Below are 16,408 nucleotides of genomic sequence, written 5' to 3' on the forward strand. Positions count from 1 at the left end.
ACACCTGTAGGAGCCGGCTTGCTGGCGAATGCGGTGGGTCAAAACCGACGGTGTCGAGTGACGGAACGGGTTCGCCAGCAAGCCGGCTCCTACAAATTCAGGGCGTGATCACGGGTTGCGTCACGCCCACCGCTGCGCCCGCTTGACAGGCAGACAGTCAACCCGGACACCGCAATGGCGGCGCGCGGGCAGGCACCGATGGGCGATTTAAGCAATACGTCGCAGTTTTCTGTATAGCAAGTCCCCTGTATTGCACCGGCCGATATGAAATGCCAAAGCAACATCTGTAGGAGCCGGCTTGCTGGCGAATGCGGTGGGTCACAACCGATGGTGTCGACTGACGGAACGGTTTCGCCAGCAAGCCGGCTCCTACCGATTCAGGGCGTGATCACTGGCTGCGTCACGCCCACCGCTGCGCTCGTTCGGCAAGCAGAGGGTCAAGCCGGCCAGCAGCGCAGCGACAGCTGCGATCACCGCATACACCGCCACAAACGAGCCGCTCACGCTCGCCAGCACACCCGCGCAATAATTGCCGAGCATGCCGCCGACGCCTTGCATGATGTTGGCGATGCCGAAAATGGTCACCGCCAGCGCTGCACTGGACGCCATCTTCGACACATAGGCCGGGATCAACCCGAAGATCGGATAGAACGCCAGCGCGAATACGACCCCCGCCACCAACGGCCAGTAGCCGCTCGGCGCGACGACCAGAATAACCGCCGCCGACGCGACGCAGGCGTACACCAGCAGCATCGCCGCGCGCAGGCCGATCCGGTCCGACAACGCACCCAGCGCAAGGCCGCTGAACATGCCGACGAAGCCGATGCCTGCCCATATCTGCGCGGTGTAGTCGACGCCGAAACCCAGCTCCGTGCGCAAGTAGGAAGAGAGATAGTTCTGAAACGGAAAGGTCGAGAAACCAATCAGAAAATTCATCGACCAGACCTTGTAGACCCAGCCCTGCAGGGCCTCACGCAGCACAGTCCTCCCAGGCCGAGCAGTGCCAGCGTGGTCGCGCTCGCAGGCAAACAACAGGGCACGCTTGAACACCAGAAACACGCCCGCAGCCAGCACAACGGTGAGTATTGCGACGATCCACCACACCGTGCGCCACTCGCCTTGTGGCGCGTAAAGGGGCACAAGCAGGCTGTTGATAAACACCCCGTAACTGGTGCCGCTCGACACCAGCCCCATCGCCATGCCCCGGTACTGGTAGGGCACGGCGCGGGAGATGACATCGACCATCGGCACGAACACCGTCGCTGCCGTGCCAGCCAGCACGGTCAGCAGCACGCCGATCAGCACAATGTTCTGGGCCAGTGGCATCAGCAGCAAAGCCAATGCGCACACCGCCCCGGAAGCGAAGATCACCCAACCGCCGCCCACGCGGGGCGTGAGCCAGGCCGCCAGCAACGCGCTGGCAAGGAAGCCCGCCTGCCCCGCTGCGGTAATGGTTCCGACGTAAGCGATGTCGAAACCCAGACTGGCGCGCATGTCCGGCACCAGCTGAGCGAAAAGATAGATACCGAACCCGTAGGTGGCGGCCACCAGCCCCGTCAGCAGCAACACAATCAGTCCATTGACACGCATTGCCATCGTCCTCAGCGCAAACCGCTACGCAAGCCGCGGCGGACTGAGTCAGACCATCAACTCGACTCAACCAACAGGCTAGCGCAAATGCGGGAAATTACTGGCAGGGGAATGCGTTTTTCAGCGCGGAGACGACCAATACCGACTCGTTCAGGTGCAGGCTTTCGGGATGCGCCTGCAGCGACTGCACCACGATGCGCATGGACTGAATCATCGGAATGCCGCCTTCCGGCACGCACACCAGCCGCGGCAGCCCGCCCGCTTCATGGAACAGATCCAGCGTATCCATCGTCGCCTGGAGCACCCCGACGCAGTGACCGACGCCGACGCTGTTGCGGCTAACGCCGCCGCTCATGCTGTTAATGCCGTCCTGGCATTCCTCAAGCAGTTGATTGCCGTCCGCCCGCGCCCCTGCGCTCAAGCACAGCGCAAGAAAGGCAGACACCACAACAATGGGTCTGCCCGCAAGCGAGCTCATCAGCGCAGCCACAGTTCCTTCACCGAATGATCCGACGCCTTGCGCACGACAAGGCTGGCGCGCTCGCGGGTCGGCAGGATGTTCTCCAGCAGGTTGGGACGGTTGATGTCGCGCCAGATCTTGCGCGCGGCGTCGGGGGACTTTTCCGGGGGCAAGTCCGCCAACTCACGGAAGTAGGCGCCGCGTGCGCGAAAGGCCGTGCGCTGCAGCATCAGGAAACGCTCGACGTACCAGCGCTCAATGTCGCTCTCGGCAGCGTCCAGGTAAATCGAGAAATCAAAGAAGTCCGACACGATGCTGCCCGGCTTCTGGCCATCGTTGCCCGCGGTCTGCAGAACATTGAGCCCTTCGAAAATAAGGATGTCCGGCTGACTGACCTTGAGGAACTGGTCGGGCACGATGTCGTAACTGATGTGGGAATACACCGGCGCGCTGATTTCCGGCGTGCCCGCCTTGAGGTCCGAGAGAAACTTGACCATGCGCTTGCGATCGTAGCTTTCCGGAAAGCCCTTGCGGTGCATGATGCCGTCGGCCAAAAGCCGGGCGTTAGGGTGCAGAAAACCGTCGGTGGTGACCAGATCGACCCGTGGATGGTCCGGCCAGCGCGCCATCAAGGCCTGCAGCACCCGGGCAAACGTGCTCTTGCCCACCGCGACGCTGCCGGCCACCGCCACTACATACGTCTGACGTTTGGCGGGCCGTCCCAGAAAGGTGTCCTTGATGCTGTCCAGATTGCGCGCCGCGCTGACGTGCAGATTGATCAGGCGCGACAACGGCAGGTAAATGTTGGCGACATCCTCAAGGGAAATGTCTTCGTTCACGCCCCGCAATGCCGCCAGATCTTCCTCCGACAACGTCAATGGCGTACTGGCACGCAGCCCCGCCCACTCCGCGCTGCTCATTACCAGATAGTCATCAGGTGCCATCTATTGCGTTCCAGTCAGGTGTCCGTATCGACATGGTGCGAAGACTATCGTATTGATTCGAAACGAGGGCAGATTTATTTTAGGTATGGCTGAGCGATCGGCTTAAGTCAGTGACACGACCTGCGCCAGCTTCATGCTTCAATTGAAAACCAGCCCCGCAACGACGCCAGCGACCCCAGCGCCTCCATTGGGCGCTGGTAGGCCGATCCGATTTACCCACGCTGCCGGCAGTTCCATTTCCGTATGGACAACAAGGGCAAGACGTTTTCCAAATCAACGCCCCGCCCGGCACGCTCGCTTGAAAGGCAACCCTCGCTGCACTCATGCGGTAAATCTACGGACGACATATATCAACTGTAGTGGGCAATCACCCCCTTTAAGTTATCGGAGAAGCCGTATATATCATCAACCGAATCAATCGCATGCCGGGTTTCATTTTTTTCGCGATCAAAAATACCTATATATTTTTGGCTTCTATTGAAATGCAGTCGGCATATCGGTTTCCGATTGTTGTCATCCAGCAAAATTCCGAAATAGCTTTGAGTATCGCGATGGCCAATACGTTTCGCATCGACGACCGACCTCACTATTGCCTTTACAACGTGAAATCCCTCCAGCTCTTCAAGTGTGGTTTGGACGCGATCATCTTCTGGCGCATCCACCGATTCTTTCGCAGGGCTGCTGTCAACAGGGGCTAGGGCGAATGTTGGCTGAATCGGACCGCTGATGGCGGACTTGAGGCGGTCATTTACCTGATCGCCCAAGAACTGGGCAGCAGCCTTTCGTGTTAATACCGCGAATTGTTCGCGGACCTTTTGCGTAATAATGCCTTCATAGACACGACCGGCAAAGAACTTAATAAACTCATCGTCGGGCTTGGTGAACTGAGCAGCTATTTCCTTTTTTATCTGTCCAACGTATTTCAGTTCACCTGCCGCACTGATAATTGAGTCGACGTCGAATGCGGACTTCGTTAGCTTCTCTAACTCCGGCAGCGCATGTTCATCAAGGTCCAATAGATCCAACTCAAGAAAGGGCTTGTCATCCATTTTATTCGGCGCATCTAGATCGGTATAAAACCGATAGACCCGACCATTAGTAAGGATGGAAATTCGCGCACTGGTGACATGGAAGTAACGGAAGAGCTGACTCGCATGGTTGATATGAAGAGGCTCACCAATTTTCTTGCACTCAACGAGGATTTGTACCTCACCATTCTTCATGATGGCGTAATCGATTTTTTCTCCCTTCTTAGTCCCAACGTCACAGATATATTCAGGGATCACTTCCAGCGGATCAAAAACGTCGTATCCCAGCACAGAATTGATGAAAGGCATCACAAACGCTGTTTTCGTTGCTTCCTCGGTCTGAATAGCTGCAGATTGTTGCTGGATTTTGGCCGATAACGCGTTGACTCTCGCTAGAAATTCCATATTTCGCTCCTTGCTCGGGAAAATCAGAGTAGTACCAACTCCCGGTACTGGCAATTCCAAATCACAGCAAAATTTCCATACTCAGAAACGTCTTACTCAGAAAACGACTGTGATCCTACAAGCAACTCTTGAGTCGTGTTTCAGATGTAGCGTGGAACAGCCCAAAAATCTGAAGACTCACTCTGAGATGCTTAGGAAAACCGACCGTTGTTAAGTCACAACTGATGCTCCACCGGAATCGGCTGGAACAATAGTTAAGGTAAGACGCGATGGATGATGTGCGTGTACAGAATTTAGTGCTAATCGAGAGGCGAGGAGATGACGCTAGGGAGGGTGCGTTATGGAGGCAACCCCACCAGCCACACCCCGGCACACAATGTTCCCGCTGTGGCTGCTGCCTTCCGGCTCTGACCAGGTTCACGGGTAATCGTTGCGGGGGGACCGATGGGGTCACCATAACGACGCTCGCCAGTGGCGAGCCGCGCCATTGTACCGGTCTCGCGCCAAGTTACAACCTCTTGTTTCAGATTAAGATTTTTAGCGCGTTCAAGCCTTTGTTACCCATGCGACTGCATCCGTTGAGGACCGGTTACGGCACAATGACGCGCTGTTTTAGGCTTCTCGCCAGCCGCTGCTGAAGCGCCCTGGCGCAAGACACAGGTAAACCCCGATGCATGTTGCCCTCACCCGCTACGAATCGCTTTCCCCCGGCCAACACGATCAATTGCTGGACCTTGCGTTAACCCAGCAACAAATCCGCCACGTCGGCGACATCCACGGCGGGCTGCACACCCTGACAGCCCGTCCCGTCGCCGACAGGCAGGGCTTCGTGCTGCTGATCGATGAGCTCCCCCGGGGGTTTTTCCTGCTCAAATGCCGGACGCTGCTGCCGGGTTGGGCCCTTCAACAATCCCATGTGACGACAACGCTGCACGCGCTGATGATTGATCGGCGGTTTCAAGGCCAGGGTCTGGGCAAGCGCTGCCTGCAAGCGCTGCCCGAACTCACCCGGGCGCTGTGGCCTGACACCGAGCAACTGATGCTGGCCGTGGACGCCGGCAACCACGTCGCACGCGAGCTGTACCGGGCGCAGGGTTGGCAGGAGCTGCCGGAGCGTGACGCAGTGAATGCAGGGGCGGAATGCGTGATGCGCCTGAAGCTCTAGCGGTCAGTGCGCCAGAGACCGCAACGCCCGAACCTTGCAACGGCGCTCTGCGTTCATCCAGTGTTCAAGCGCGCTGACGCTCATCGGGCGCGCAATCAGGAAGCCCTGAACTTCGTGGCAGCCCAGCTCGCAGAGGATTTCATACACGGCCTCGGTCTCCGCGCCTTCTGCGACGACGCGATAGCCCAGGCGCTTGGCCAGATCGACGATGGCCTCCACCAGGCCGCGATCCTTCTCGTCGCTGTCGATATTTTCAACCAGGGATTTGTCCAGCTTGACCGTGGTGGCTGGCAGCTGCCGCAAGTAGGTCCAGTTGCTATAGCCGGTGCCGAAGTCGTCGATGGCGATGTCGATGTTGAGCGCGCGCAGTCGCTCCAGCTGTAAGCGGGTCACCTCGGGGTTATCGCACAGCGCACTTTCAGTGAACTCAAGCTCGAAGCCACTGGGCTCTAGCCCACTGGTGGTCAACTGCTCGAACAGCGCGTCACTGAATGACGAATTGGCCAAGTCGATCGCCGACACATTCATGGCGACTTTGAAGGCAAAACCCTGCTTCTGCCAGCGCGCGGCCTGGGCGACCGCTTTGTGCAGCACCCAAAGGCTGAGTGAACGAATCAGCGCGGTTTTTTCCGCCAGCGGGATGAACTCCAGCGGACTGATCGGCCCCAGCACCGGGTGCTGCCAACGCAACAGGGCTTCGACGGTAACGATCCGCCCCGTCGCCACTTCCAGCCGTGGCTGATACACCAAAGACAGTTGATCCGGGCTGCGCACCGCCTCGGCCAGCGAAGCCAGCAGCAAAAAAGCGCGCTGCTGGGCGAAGTCCAGGTGCGGCTCGTACCAGCGCCAGCCGATGGACTTGCCGCGGGCTTCGTCCGCCGCACTGACCACCAGCCGAATCCAGTCGCCCTCATCGCAGCGCTCCAGCCCCAGCGGCAGCACGCCGATGCCGACGTCCATCTGGATCGGGATATTGCGACACACCAGCGGCCGCCGAAAATGCTCAAGCAGTTGCCTGAACAGCCGCTCCGCCTGCTCCGGTCTGGCATTGCGGGTGATCAGCGCGATGCGTGTCGGGCTGACCTTGTAGAGCGCGGTGTCGGCGGGCAATTGACTGCGGCAGTTATCGATCATGCAGCGCACCAGCTCCTGGGCGAAGCTGTAGCCAAGGGCCTTGACGATACTGTCGAGAAAGGTGGGGGCGACCATGTCCAGAGCGACCAGCGCATGTTTGCGCCGATCGGTCAGCGCGCCGAGGTCTTCTTCCAGACGCAGGCGGTTGAACAGCCCGGTGGGCTGGTCAACGTAACTGGCGTTGCGCAGGTTATTAAGGCGCTTCATCACCAACTGGCCATACATCTCCAGCATGGCAGCGTCGCGCTTATCCAGCAGCGGCCGGGGCTGGGTGCCGATGATGCACAGCGTACCCAACGCCAGGCCATCGGCCGTTACCAGGGGCACGCCGGCGTAAAAGCGGATATGCGGCTCACCGGTGACCAGCGGGTTGTCGCTGAAGCGTGGGTCGAGCATCGCGTCCGGGACCTGGAACGTCTCGTGACTGAGGATGGTGTAGGCGCAGAAGGCGATTTCGCGCGGGGTCTGCCGCTCCTCCAGGCCTGCGCGGGCCCGGAACCACTGACGGTGCTCACTGACGATGGAGACCAGCGCAATGGGGACCTCAAAATAGTGGGTCACCATCGAAATGATGTGATCGAGGACGTCGTCCGCCGCCGCATCGATAAGCCCCATATGGGTGATGCGCGAAAGCCGTGAACGCTCGTTCCTGGGCAATGGAGCACTGGTGGCCATAACTTAAATCCCTTTTGAACCGCTTCATCAACCGCTTCGCCAGTAGTATCAAAACGATATATATAGGGAAAATAGCACCAGATTTCCGCCCGTGCAGGGGTGACGGACAAGCGGTGGAAGGTCTCACCGCTTCGTACCGGGATGGGCCTCATCTCACTCGAATGAGGGGGTCACTGTGCTTGCAGGACCTCATCCGCCTTGCCGCCCGCCCCCTGTATGACCAGATGGATGAAGTGCAGCTTGGTGATGACGGCCGGCGGCAGCACGAACGGATAGAAGTCCGCCTGTCCCATGGCACGGGACAGCTCGTTGAGCATGCCGGCCAGCTCGATCCAGGCATTGACGAAGGAGAGGAACGCCAGGCCGCCTGGATGTTGGGGGTCGTACAGTGTTTCGAGGGGAAACGGCTGGTAATCGAGCTCCATGTCCCGCGCACTCATGCCCAGGCTCAGGGCGGTGTCGACAGCATCCATCATGTGCAGGTAGTGCGCCCAGGTTTCGGCCCAGTCTTCCCAGGGGTGCATGGTGGCGTAGGCGCTGACGTAATGCTGCTGCCAGTCGGTCGGGGCACCGTGCTGATAATGATGGTCCAGAGCATCAGCGTAGCTGGCGCGGTCGTCGCCGAACAGGTGGCGGAAGCCGTCCTGCCAGTAGGTGTTGGCGATCAGGCGATCCCAATAGTAATGACCCACTTCATGACGGAAATGTCCGAGCAATGTGCGGTAGGGTTCGTGCATTTGCACGCGCACCTTCTCACGGATGGCGTCGTCGGCTTCTTCGACATTGAGGGTGATCAAGCCATTGGCGTGGCCGGTGGTGGGCAAGTTGCCCTCGATGTCGACGCCAAGAAACTCAAACGCCAGACCGCGTTCTTCGTCGACGCTTTTGGGGACGACCTGCAGGCCCAGGGTAATAAGCTGCGCCACCAGTCGACGTTTGGCGGTCTCGATTTTGCCCCAGCGCTCGGGGTTCTCCGGCACGGACAGGTCGGGGATGGTCTTGTTGAGGCTGCAGGCGATGCAGAAATCACCTGCGTTGAGTGCGGGGAAAATCCAGTTACAGGCCGCTGCTGTGTTGAGGTTCGCGCAGCGACGGTAGAGGCCGGCCTGGGGTTCGTCACTCACGCGCCAGGTTTGCGCGTCGGGCCCCGGTTCCAGCGCGGCGATTTTGCTCTGCTCAGGCAGATAGCCCAGCGCTGCCGAGCATGCCAGGCATTGGCTGTTGCGGAAGAACACCGACTGTCCGCACCGGCACTGCCAGACTTTGCTGTTGCGTTTGCTCTCCCCGGCGAATGGCGCCGCGATCCGTGTGCTGAGTTGCTCGAAGAACTGGAACATGGCGATATCCTGAGGGGGGCTGCAAGCACTAGATCGTTAAGGGTGACGGGGGTTCCGTGGATTCGCGGAGCAAGACAGCCGGAGGGGGAGCTCGGCAATGACCGCCGGTGCTTGGCGTGATGATGTCGTCGTAGGAGCCGGCTTGCTGGCGAATGCAGGGGATCAGGTATGAATAACGGGGCTGACACACCGCGTTCGCCAGCAAGCCGGCTCCTACAGGGGATTCGACATGTCGGGCCTGCGCAAAAAAGCGGCGGGAGCGACGCGGAGCGTCTTGGGCTGCATGCCCACGCGGAGCGTGTGGATGATCGAGTCGCGATTGGCGGTGTCTGGGCTGGCTGTATATGAAGATCAAGATCAGGTGCAGATCAAAGGCTTCCCGGCTTCAGCCGGTGCCACGGATTGTACTCGGTGCTTTCAGTCGGACCTGCATCAGCCGGGAAGCTTTTCGCGGGCAAGCGCGCTCCTGCAATGGAGCGCGGCAAGCCTTAAATCAGATGTTGAGGCTTTAGAAGCTGGTCGGCGCTGGGTAAACCTCAATCTCCTTCCACGCCGTGCTTCTTCAAAAATCCCACAAACGCCTCTTCGTCCAGGACCTTCAGGCCCAGTTCGTTGGCTTTGGTCAGTTTGGAGCCTGCACCAGGCCCCGCCACCACTGTGTGGGTCTTCGCCGAAACCGAGCCGGACACTTTGGCCCCCAGCCCCTCCAGTTTGTCTTTCGCCACGTCGCGGCTCATCAACTCCAGTGAACCGGTCAGCACCCACGTCTGGCCCGCCAGCGGCAGGCCCTCGACCACCTTCTTCTCGCTGTGCCAGTGCATGCCAAAGTCTTTGAGCTGCTGTTCGATAGCCAGGGCCCGCTGCGCATTATCGTCGATGTCGAAAAATGCCCTGACCGCCTGCGCCTGTTTCTCCGGCAACGTCTGACGCATGTCCAGCCAGTCGGCGCGCACCACCGCTTCAAGGGTGCCGAACTTGTCTGCCAGCTTCTGCGCAGCGCCCGGCCCCACGGTCGGGATATTCAACTTGTCGAGCATGCCACCCAGCGTGGCGCTCGCCGCGAACTCAGCGCCCAGATCGCCGGTGTCCTGCAGCTGCATCTCGCATTCGCCGAGCAAGGCGCCGATCACGTTCTGGTTGTGCTCGTCCTCGAAGAAACTGTGGATCTCGTGCGCGACTTCCAGGCCGATGTCAGGCAGATACGTGAGCACTTCGGGCAATGCAACCGTGACCCGATCCAGCGCCCCCAGCGAGCGGGCCAGCACTTTGGCCGTCTCCTCGCCGACATCCGGGATGCCCAGCGCATAGATGAACCGTGCCAGGGTCGGCTTCTTGCTCTCGGCGATCGCGTTGAGCAGCTTTTTAGTAGAGATGTCGGCAAAACCTTCGAGGTCGATGATCTGCTCGTAGGTCAGCTTGTACAGATCGGCTGGCGAGCCGATCAGTTTCTCGTCCACCAGTTGCTCGATGGTCTTGTCGCCCAGGCCTTCAATGTCCATCGCCCGACGCGAGACGTAGTGGATGATGGCCTGTTTGAGCTGCGCACCACAGGCCAGACGGCCGACGCAGCGATACACCGCGCCCTCGCTGATGGTTTCCTTGCCTTTGCTGCGCTTGATCAGCTGCGTGCGCTCGACCTGCGAACCGCACACCGGGCACACCTGCGGGACCTCGACCACGCGCGCGTCTGCCGGGCGGCGCTCCTGCACCACCTGCACCACTTGCGGAATCACGTCGCCCGCCCGGCGAATGATCACCGTGTCACCAATCATCAGGCCCAGTCGCGCCACTTCGTCCATGTTGTGCAGCGTGGCGTTGGCAACGGTGACACCGGCCACTTTCACCGGCTTCAAGCGTGCGACGGGCGTCACGGCCCCGGTGCGCCCGACCTGGAACTCGACGTCGAGCAGCTCGGTAAGCTCTTCCATGGCAGGGAATTTATGGGCGATGGCCCAGCGTGGCTCCCGCGCACGGAACCCCAGCTCGCGCTGGGAGGCAATGCTGTTCACCTTGAAGACTACGCCGTCGATTTCGTACGGCAGCGACAGGCGTTTCTCGCCAATGTCGTGGTAGTACTTCAGACAGTCTTCGATGCCATGGGCGATTTTCATCTCGCGGCTGATCGGCATGCCCCAGGCTTTGAGCTGTTGCAGGTTGCCGGTGTGGGTGTCGGCGATGTCGTGGGACACCTGGCCGATGCCGTAGCAGCAGAATTCCAGCGGACGGTTGGCGGTGATCTTCGAATCCAGCTGACGCAGGCTCCCGGCCGCTGCGTTACGCGGGTTGGCAAAGGTCTTGCCACCGACTTCCAGCTGGCTGGCGTTGAGGCGCTCGAAACCGGCCTTGGACATGAACACTTCACCGCGTACTTCCAGGGTCTCCGGCCAGCCCTTGCCGTGCAGCTTCAGCGGAATGTTGCGCACGGTGCGCACGTTGACGCTGATGTCTTCGCCGGTGGTGCCGTCGCCGCGCGTGGCGCCGCGTACCAGCGCGCCGTTCTGGTACAGCAGGCTCACGGCCAGACCGTCGAGCTTGGGTTCGCAGCTGTATTCGACCTTTTTTGAAGCAGTCGGCAGGTCCAGCCCTTCGTTGACCCGACGATCAAACTCGAGCATGTCGGTTTCTTCAAAGGCGTTGCCCAGGCTCAGCATCGGGATCTCGTGACGCACCTGGGTGAATGCCGACAACGCGGCACTGCCCACCCGCTGCGTCGGCGAATCAGGCGTGACCAGATGCGGGTTCTCCGCCTCCAGCGCCTTGAGCTCGTGAAACAGGCGGTCGTATTCCACGTCCGGGATGCTCGGTTCGTCGAGCACGTGGTAACGGAAGTTGTGCTGATCCAGCTCAGCGCGCAATTCCAGGATGCGGGTTTCGGCGGCTTTCATAGGCGTATTCTCAAAATGCAAAAGAGCAGCCGAAGCTGCTCAATTTGTGATGCTTGTAACTGTAGGAGCCTGGTGGCCGGCGAAAGTGTCCGTGCAATCGACGCGCTGGTGACTGACCCACCGCAATCGCGGGCAAGCGCGCTCCTACAGGGACGCGCCACTCAACAAATCAACGACGCTGGGTCAGTGCGCGGCGTTCGAACTCGACGATGCGCTGACGGTAGTGCTCGATGGTCTGCGCGGTCATGACGCTGCGCTGGTCATCTTTCAATTCACCGTTGAGCTCATGGGCCAGCTTGCGAGCGGCGGCAACCATCACATCGAATGCCTGCTTGGGATGACGCGGGCCCGGCAGGCCGAGGAAGAAGCTCACCGCGCGAGTACTGAAATGGTCGATGTCGTCCAGATCGAACACGCCCGGCTTGACTGCGTTGGCCATCGAAAACAGCACTTCACCATTGCCCGCCATGCTTTCGTGACGGTGGAAAATGTCCATCTCGCCGAAGCGCAGGCCGCTTTCCAGAATGTTCTGCAGCAGCGCCGGGCCCTTGAAGCCGCTTTCGTCCCGGGAAATAACGCTGATCACCAGCACTTCTTCAACCGGTGGCAGGTCCTTGTCTTCGGTAATGCGCTGGTTCGGCTTGTCGTCCGGAAAATCATCATCGCGTGCGCTGAACAGATCCGGCCCATTGGCGCTCAAGTTCAAATCGCCCTGATGGGGCTCGTCCTTGCGCTTGCCGCGGCGAGGCTCACGCTCGGCACGCTCACGCGGCGCGGCGCTCATGGTCGGCAGGTCGTGCTCGTCCAGTTGCGGCTCTTTGTGCGTGTCCAGCACGCGAGCAGGGCCTAGCACCTCGGCGGACGTGGGTTCGTCGTCGTCCGGCACGTTGGAGAAACTGCGGTCCAGCCTGAATTTCAACTTACCCTTGCCGCCGCGCATCCGGCGCCAGCCATCAAAAAGAATACCGGCGATGACAATTATGCCGATGACGATCAGCCACTCTCGCAGACCGATTTCCATGTAGTCCCGTGCCTCTAATGAAATTCTGAAAAATTAAGGGCGCAAACCCCTTTAAAACGTGGAGCCAACTCTATGTTCTGAATGGCCTTTTACCCACGCGAAATGAAAAAGTGGCCATTAAGCTAGCACGACCAAAGGCAACTTTACACCGTCTCGTACATCTGGCAGGTCACAAGCATCTGTCACGCTGCAACGGTGGTTCCTGTACGGGTCGTGCGACTGCCACCTTTGCCCATCAATCTGCATGACCGTCGCGCGATCAACTGCGCATCCACTACGACTCCACCAGCGCCATCGCCTCCTCCACGTCTACCGCCACCAGCCGCGAACAGCCGGGTTCGTGCATGGTGACGCCCATCAATTGATCGGCCATTTCCATGGCGATCTTGTTGTGGGTGATGTAGATGAACTGCACCGTCTGTGACATCTCCTTGACCAACCGGGCATAGCGCCCCACGTTGGCGTCGTCCAGCGGTGCGTCGACTTCATCGAGCATGCAGAACGGCGCCGGGTTGAGCTTGAAGATGGCGAAAACGAGTGCCAGTGCGGTCAAGGCCTTCTCACCGCCGGACAGCAAATGAATCGTGCTGTTTTTCTTGCCGGGAGGACGCGCCATGATCGTCACCCCTGTATCGAGTAAATCTTCGCCCGTCAGTTCCAAGTAAGCGCTGCCGCCACCGAAAACTTTTGGAAAGAGTGCCTGAATTCCGCTGTTTATCTGATCAAAGGTCTCTTTGAAGCGGTTGCGCGTTTCCTTGTCGATTTTGCGGATCACGCTTTCAAGCGTGTCCAGCGCCTCGACCAGATCGGCGTCCTGCGCGTCCAGGTAGCGTTTGCGTTCGGACTGCTGCTGATACTCGTCGATGGCCGCCAGGTTAATCGCACCCAGCCGCTGAATCCGCGCGGCGATGCGCTCCAGCTCGTCCTCTGCATCTTTCTCGTTCGCTTCAACGGTCAAGGTCGCCAGAACGCCGTCCAGGTCGTAGCCGTCTTCGTGCAATTGCTCTTGCAAGGCCTTGCGTCGCACGGTGAGGGTTTGCCATTCCAGGCGCTGCTGCTCCAGCTGCCCGCGCAACAGCTGCGATTGCTGCTCGGCCTGGGTGCGGCGCTTCTCGGCGTCGCGCAACTCGCGATCAGCGTCTTCCAGCGCGTTCTTGGCGGTGCGCATTTCCTCGTCGACCACCATGCGCCTCTCCAGCAGCTCTTCGAGCTTCATGCGCAGTTCTTCCAGCGGCGCGGCGCCCTCTTCCAGATTGAGGCTCAGTTGCTCGCGCTTTTCGGTCAGGCGTTCGGACTGCATCTCCAGACGCTCCAGCGCCTGGCGCGTGGAATCGTGCTGGGCACGCAATGAGCCGAGGCGCACGGCCAGCTGGTTGGCGTGATCCTTGTGCTGACGAGCTTCCTGACGCACGCGATCCAGACGCTCGCGCAGGCTGTCGCGCCGGGCCAGCAGCAGTTCGCGCTGTTCGGTGTCCAGCGCCATGCTGTCGAGGGCGTCCTGCAGTTGCAGGCGCGACTCGCCGAGGGTTTCCTGCTCCATGGCCCGCTGTTCAGCGAGCTCGGTTAATTCTTCGTCCAGCCGGGTGCGCCGCAGGGTCAACTGCTCGACCTTGGCTTTGGCAGCGGACAACTGCGCTTTCAGCTCGCTTTGCTGACGGGCTTCGTCCTGCAAGCGGCGGCGCAATTGCTCGCGGTGATCTTCCTGAGTGCGCTGCTGCTCGCGCTGGCTGAGCAGTTGTTCATCCAGCGCCGCCAGCGTGGCTTCGCGCTCTTCGCGCTCGGCCTCCAGACGCTGCAATTCCTGCCCCCGGGCCAACACGCCGCTTTCGGCCTCGCTGGCCCGGCGCACGCGCAGAAAATCCCGCCCGACCCAGTAGCCATCGCGGCTGATCAGGCTTTGCCCGGCGCTCAATTGGCCGCGCAGCGACAGCGCATCGTCAAGAGTTTCAACGGGTTTGACCGGGCCCAGCCAGTGGGTCAGATCGACCTGTGTCTCGACCTTGTCGAGCAAACTCCCAGGGATGCGCGTCACGTCGGCGCCGGCGCTCACCAGCCGCAGGTCGCCCTGGCTGAAACCGGCCAGGTCGAGCCCGGTAAAATCATCGACCAGCACAGCGTTCAGATCGGCGCCCAGCACGGTCTCCACCGCCAGCTCCCACCCGGCCTCAACGCGCAACCCCTCGGCCAGTCGCGGACGCTCACTCAGTTGATGATCGCGCAGCCATTCGGCGGTGCCGGTGCCGGGATCAAGAGCCGCCTGTTGCAGCGCCTCCAGCGAGGCGATGCGGCCGTTGAGGCGTTGCAAATCGCCCTGGGCCTGTTGCTGCGACTGCGTGGCCTGCTGCAGATCGACGCGCAACTGCTCGAGGCGCTCGATGAGCTGCTCTTCTTCAGCATTCAGTTCCTCGAGAGCCATGTCGCGCGCAGCAAGGTCCTCGCTGAGTTCAAGAATGGCCGCGTCTTCAGGATCAGCCGCGAGCAATTGGCGCTCTTCGCCCAACCGCCGCTGACGCTCGGCCAGACGCTCCAGGCTGGTTTCCAGCTGCTGGATGCGCGACTGCTGCACCTCGGCCTGACGCCGGGGCTCGGCAGAGGTGAGATTGAAAGCGTCCCACTGCTCCTGCCAGCCGTGCATTGCGGTTTCGGCTTCTTCCAGCGCGGCGGCGGATTCTTCGGCGGCCGCAAGGGTAATGTCCTGTTCCGGCTCGAGCATTTCCAGCTCTTCGCCAAGCGTGGCCAACAGCGTGCTGTCATGGCCCAGATGGGATTCGGTTTCCTGGCGCGCACGTTCGGCTTCGCGCAGGTCATCCTGCAACTGGCGCAAGCGTTGCTGGCCGTGCTGGATGCTTTGCTCGACGCGCGCAATGTCACCGCCCACCGAGTAGAAACGGCCCTGTACCAGATTGAACCGCTCGGAGAGGTCGTGATGGCCATCACGCAGGCGTTCGATGGCGGCGTCGGCACTGCGCTGATCGGCCACCAGCGCCTCGAAGCCGACTTCCTGATTGCCGATCACCGATTCGCGCTGCGCCACTTGTTCGTTCAGCGCCTGCCAACGCAACGCCGACAACTGCGCCTTGAGCTGACGCTCCTCGGCTTTGTATTCCTGGTATTTCTCGGCGGCCTGGGCCTGACGCTGCAGACGCTCCAGCTGACGGCCCAGTTCGTCGCGCAAATCGGTCAGGCGTGCCAGGTTCTCGTGGGTGCGCCGGATGCGGTTTTCGGTGTCGCGACGACGCTCCTTGTACTTGGAGATGCCCGCCGCTTCTTCGATGAAATTGCGCAGGTCCTCGGGCTTGGCTTCGATTAGCTTGGAGATCATGCCCTGCTCGATGATCGAGTAGCTGCGCGGGCCCAGGCCGGTGCCGAGGAAGATGTCAGTGATGTCGCGGCGGCGGCATTTGATGCCGTTCAGGTAATAGCTGTTCTGACTGTCGCGGGTGACTTTGCGGCGAATGGATATCTCCGCGTAGCTGGCGTATTCGCCGACCAGCGTGCCGTCGGAATTGTCGAAAACCAGCTCGATGCTCGCCTGGCTCACCGGCTTGCGGCTGGTGGAGCCATTGAAGATAACGTCCGTCATCGACTCGCCGCGCAGGTTCTTGGCCGAGCTTTCGCCCATGACCCAGCGCACCGCGTCGATGATGTTGGATTTGCCGCATCCGTTGGGACCGACCACGGCCGCCATGTTGCTGGGGAAGTTCACGGTCGTCGGGTCGACGAACGATTTGAACCCCGCCAGCCTGATGCACTTCAGGCGCATG

10 protein-coding genes and 1 other RNA gene are annotated in these 16,408 nt (G+C 60.5%); 1 reads left to right on the forward strand and 10 read right to left on the reverse strand.

Annotation, left to right across the window (positions count from 1 at the left end):
- Nucleotides 1–369: 369 nt before the first annotated feature.
- The 5 genes from QRN48_RS03500 to ffs all read right to left on the reverse strand — a co-directional run bounded on the left by QRN48_RS03500 (nucleotide 370) and on the right by ffs (nucleotide 4,874).
- On the reverse strand, nucleotides 370–1,590 hold the full coding sequence (locus QRN48_RS03500; protein ID WP_285348930.1) for an MFS transporter: 1,221 nt from the start codon (nucleotides 1,588–1,590) through the stop codon (nucleotides 370–372).
- A 97-nt stretch (nucleotides 1,591–1,687) separates the two neighbouring features.
- A complete protein-coding gene (locus tag QRN48_RS03505; RefSeq protein WP_285348931.1) occupies nucleotides 1,688–2,068 on the reverse strand; it encodes a Rap1a/Tai family immunity protein in 381 nt (126 codons plus the stop codon).
- A complete protein-coding gene (coaA, locus tag QRN48_RS03510; protein WP_191946079.1) occupies nucleotides 2,068–2,994 on the reverse strand; it encodes a type I pantothenate kinase in 927 nt (308 codons plus the stop codon). Before coaA ends, QRN48_RS03505 begins: the two co-directional genes overlap by 1 nt.
- Nucleotides 2,995–3,344: 350 nt before the next feature.
- Nucleotides 3,345–4,427 (reverse strand): type I restriction endonuclease, encoded by a 1,083-nt coding sequence (locus QRN48_RS03515; protein ID WP_285348933.1) that lies wholly within the window; start codon nucleotides 4,425–4,427, stop codon nucleotides 3,345–3,347.
- Nucleotides 4,428–4,777: 350 nt separating this feature from the next.
- Nucleotides 4,778–4,874: signal recognition particle sRNA small type (gene ffs / locus QRN48_RS03520), an RNA gene on the reverse strand.
- A 223-nt stretch (nucleotides 4,875–5,097) separates the two neighbouring features.
- Between ffs and QRN48_RS03525 the strand changes: the two genes are divergently transcribed.
- Nucleotides 5,098–5,592, forward strand: a complete 495-nt coding sequence (locus QRN48_RS03525; RefSeq protein WP_191946080.1) for a GNAT family N-acetyltransferase — start codon at nucleotides 5,098–5,100, stop codon at nucleotides 5,590–5,592.
- Nucleotides 5,593–5,595: 3 nt separating this feature from the next.
- On the opposite strand, the gene QRN48_RS03530 is transcribed toward QRN48_RS03525, so the two are convergent.
- The 5 genes from QRN48_RS03530 to smc all read right to left on the reverse strand — a co-directional run bounded on the left by QRN48_RS03530 (nucleotide 5,596) and on the right by smc (nucleotide 16,407).
- Nucleotides 5,596–7,401, reverse strand: coding sequence for a putative bifunctional diguanylate cyclase/phosphodiesterase (locus QRN48_RS03530; protein ID WP_285348936.1), 1,806 nt, complete (start codon nucleotides 7,399–7,401; stop codon nucleotides 5,596–5,598).
- Nucleotides 7,402–7,571: 170 nt separating this feature from the next.
- A complete protein-coding gene (locus tag QRN48_RS03535; protein WP_285348938.1) occupies nucleotides 7,572–8,738 on the reverse strand; it encodes a zinc-binding metallopeptidase family protein in 1,167 nt (388 codons plus the stop codon).
- A gap of 536 nt (nucleotides 8,739–9,274) precedes the next feature.
- A complete protein-coding gene (gene ligA / locus QRN48_RS03540) occupies nucleotides 9,275–11,623 on the reverse strand; it encodes an NAD-dependent DNA ligase LigA (RefSeq protein WP_285348940.1) in 2,349 nt (782 codons plus the stop codon).
- Between the two features lie 169 nt (nucleotides 11,624–11,792).
- Nucleotides 11,793–12,644 (reverse strand): cell division protein ZipA, encoded by an 852-nt coding sequence (gene zipA, locus QRN48_RS03545; RefSeq protein WP_037011441.1) that lies wholly within the window; start codon nucleotides 12,642–12,644, stop codon nucleotides 11,793–11,795.
- Between the two features lie 274 nt (nucleotides 12,645–12,918).
- Nucleotides 12,919–16,407, reverse strand: a complete 3,489-nt coding sequence (smc, locus tag QRN48_RS03550; protein WP_285348941.1) for a chromosome segregation protein SMC — start codon at nucleotides 16,405–16,407, stop codon at nucleotides 12,919–12,921.
- Nucleotide 16,408: the final 1 nt, after the last annotated feature.

The organism is Pseudomonas sp. ME-P-057, from assembly GCF_030208975.1.
Taxonomy (GTDB): Bacteria; Pseudomonadota; Gammaproteobacteria; order Pseudomonadales; family Pseudomonadaceae; genus Aquipseudomonas; species Aquipseudomonas lutea.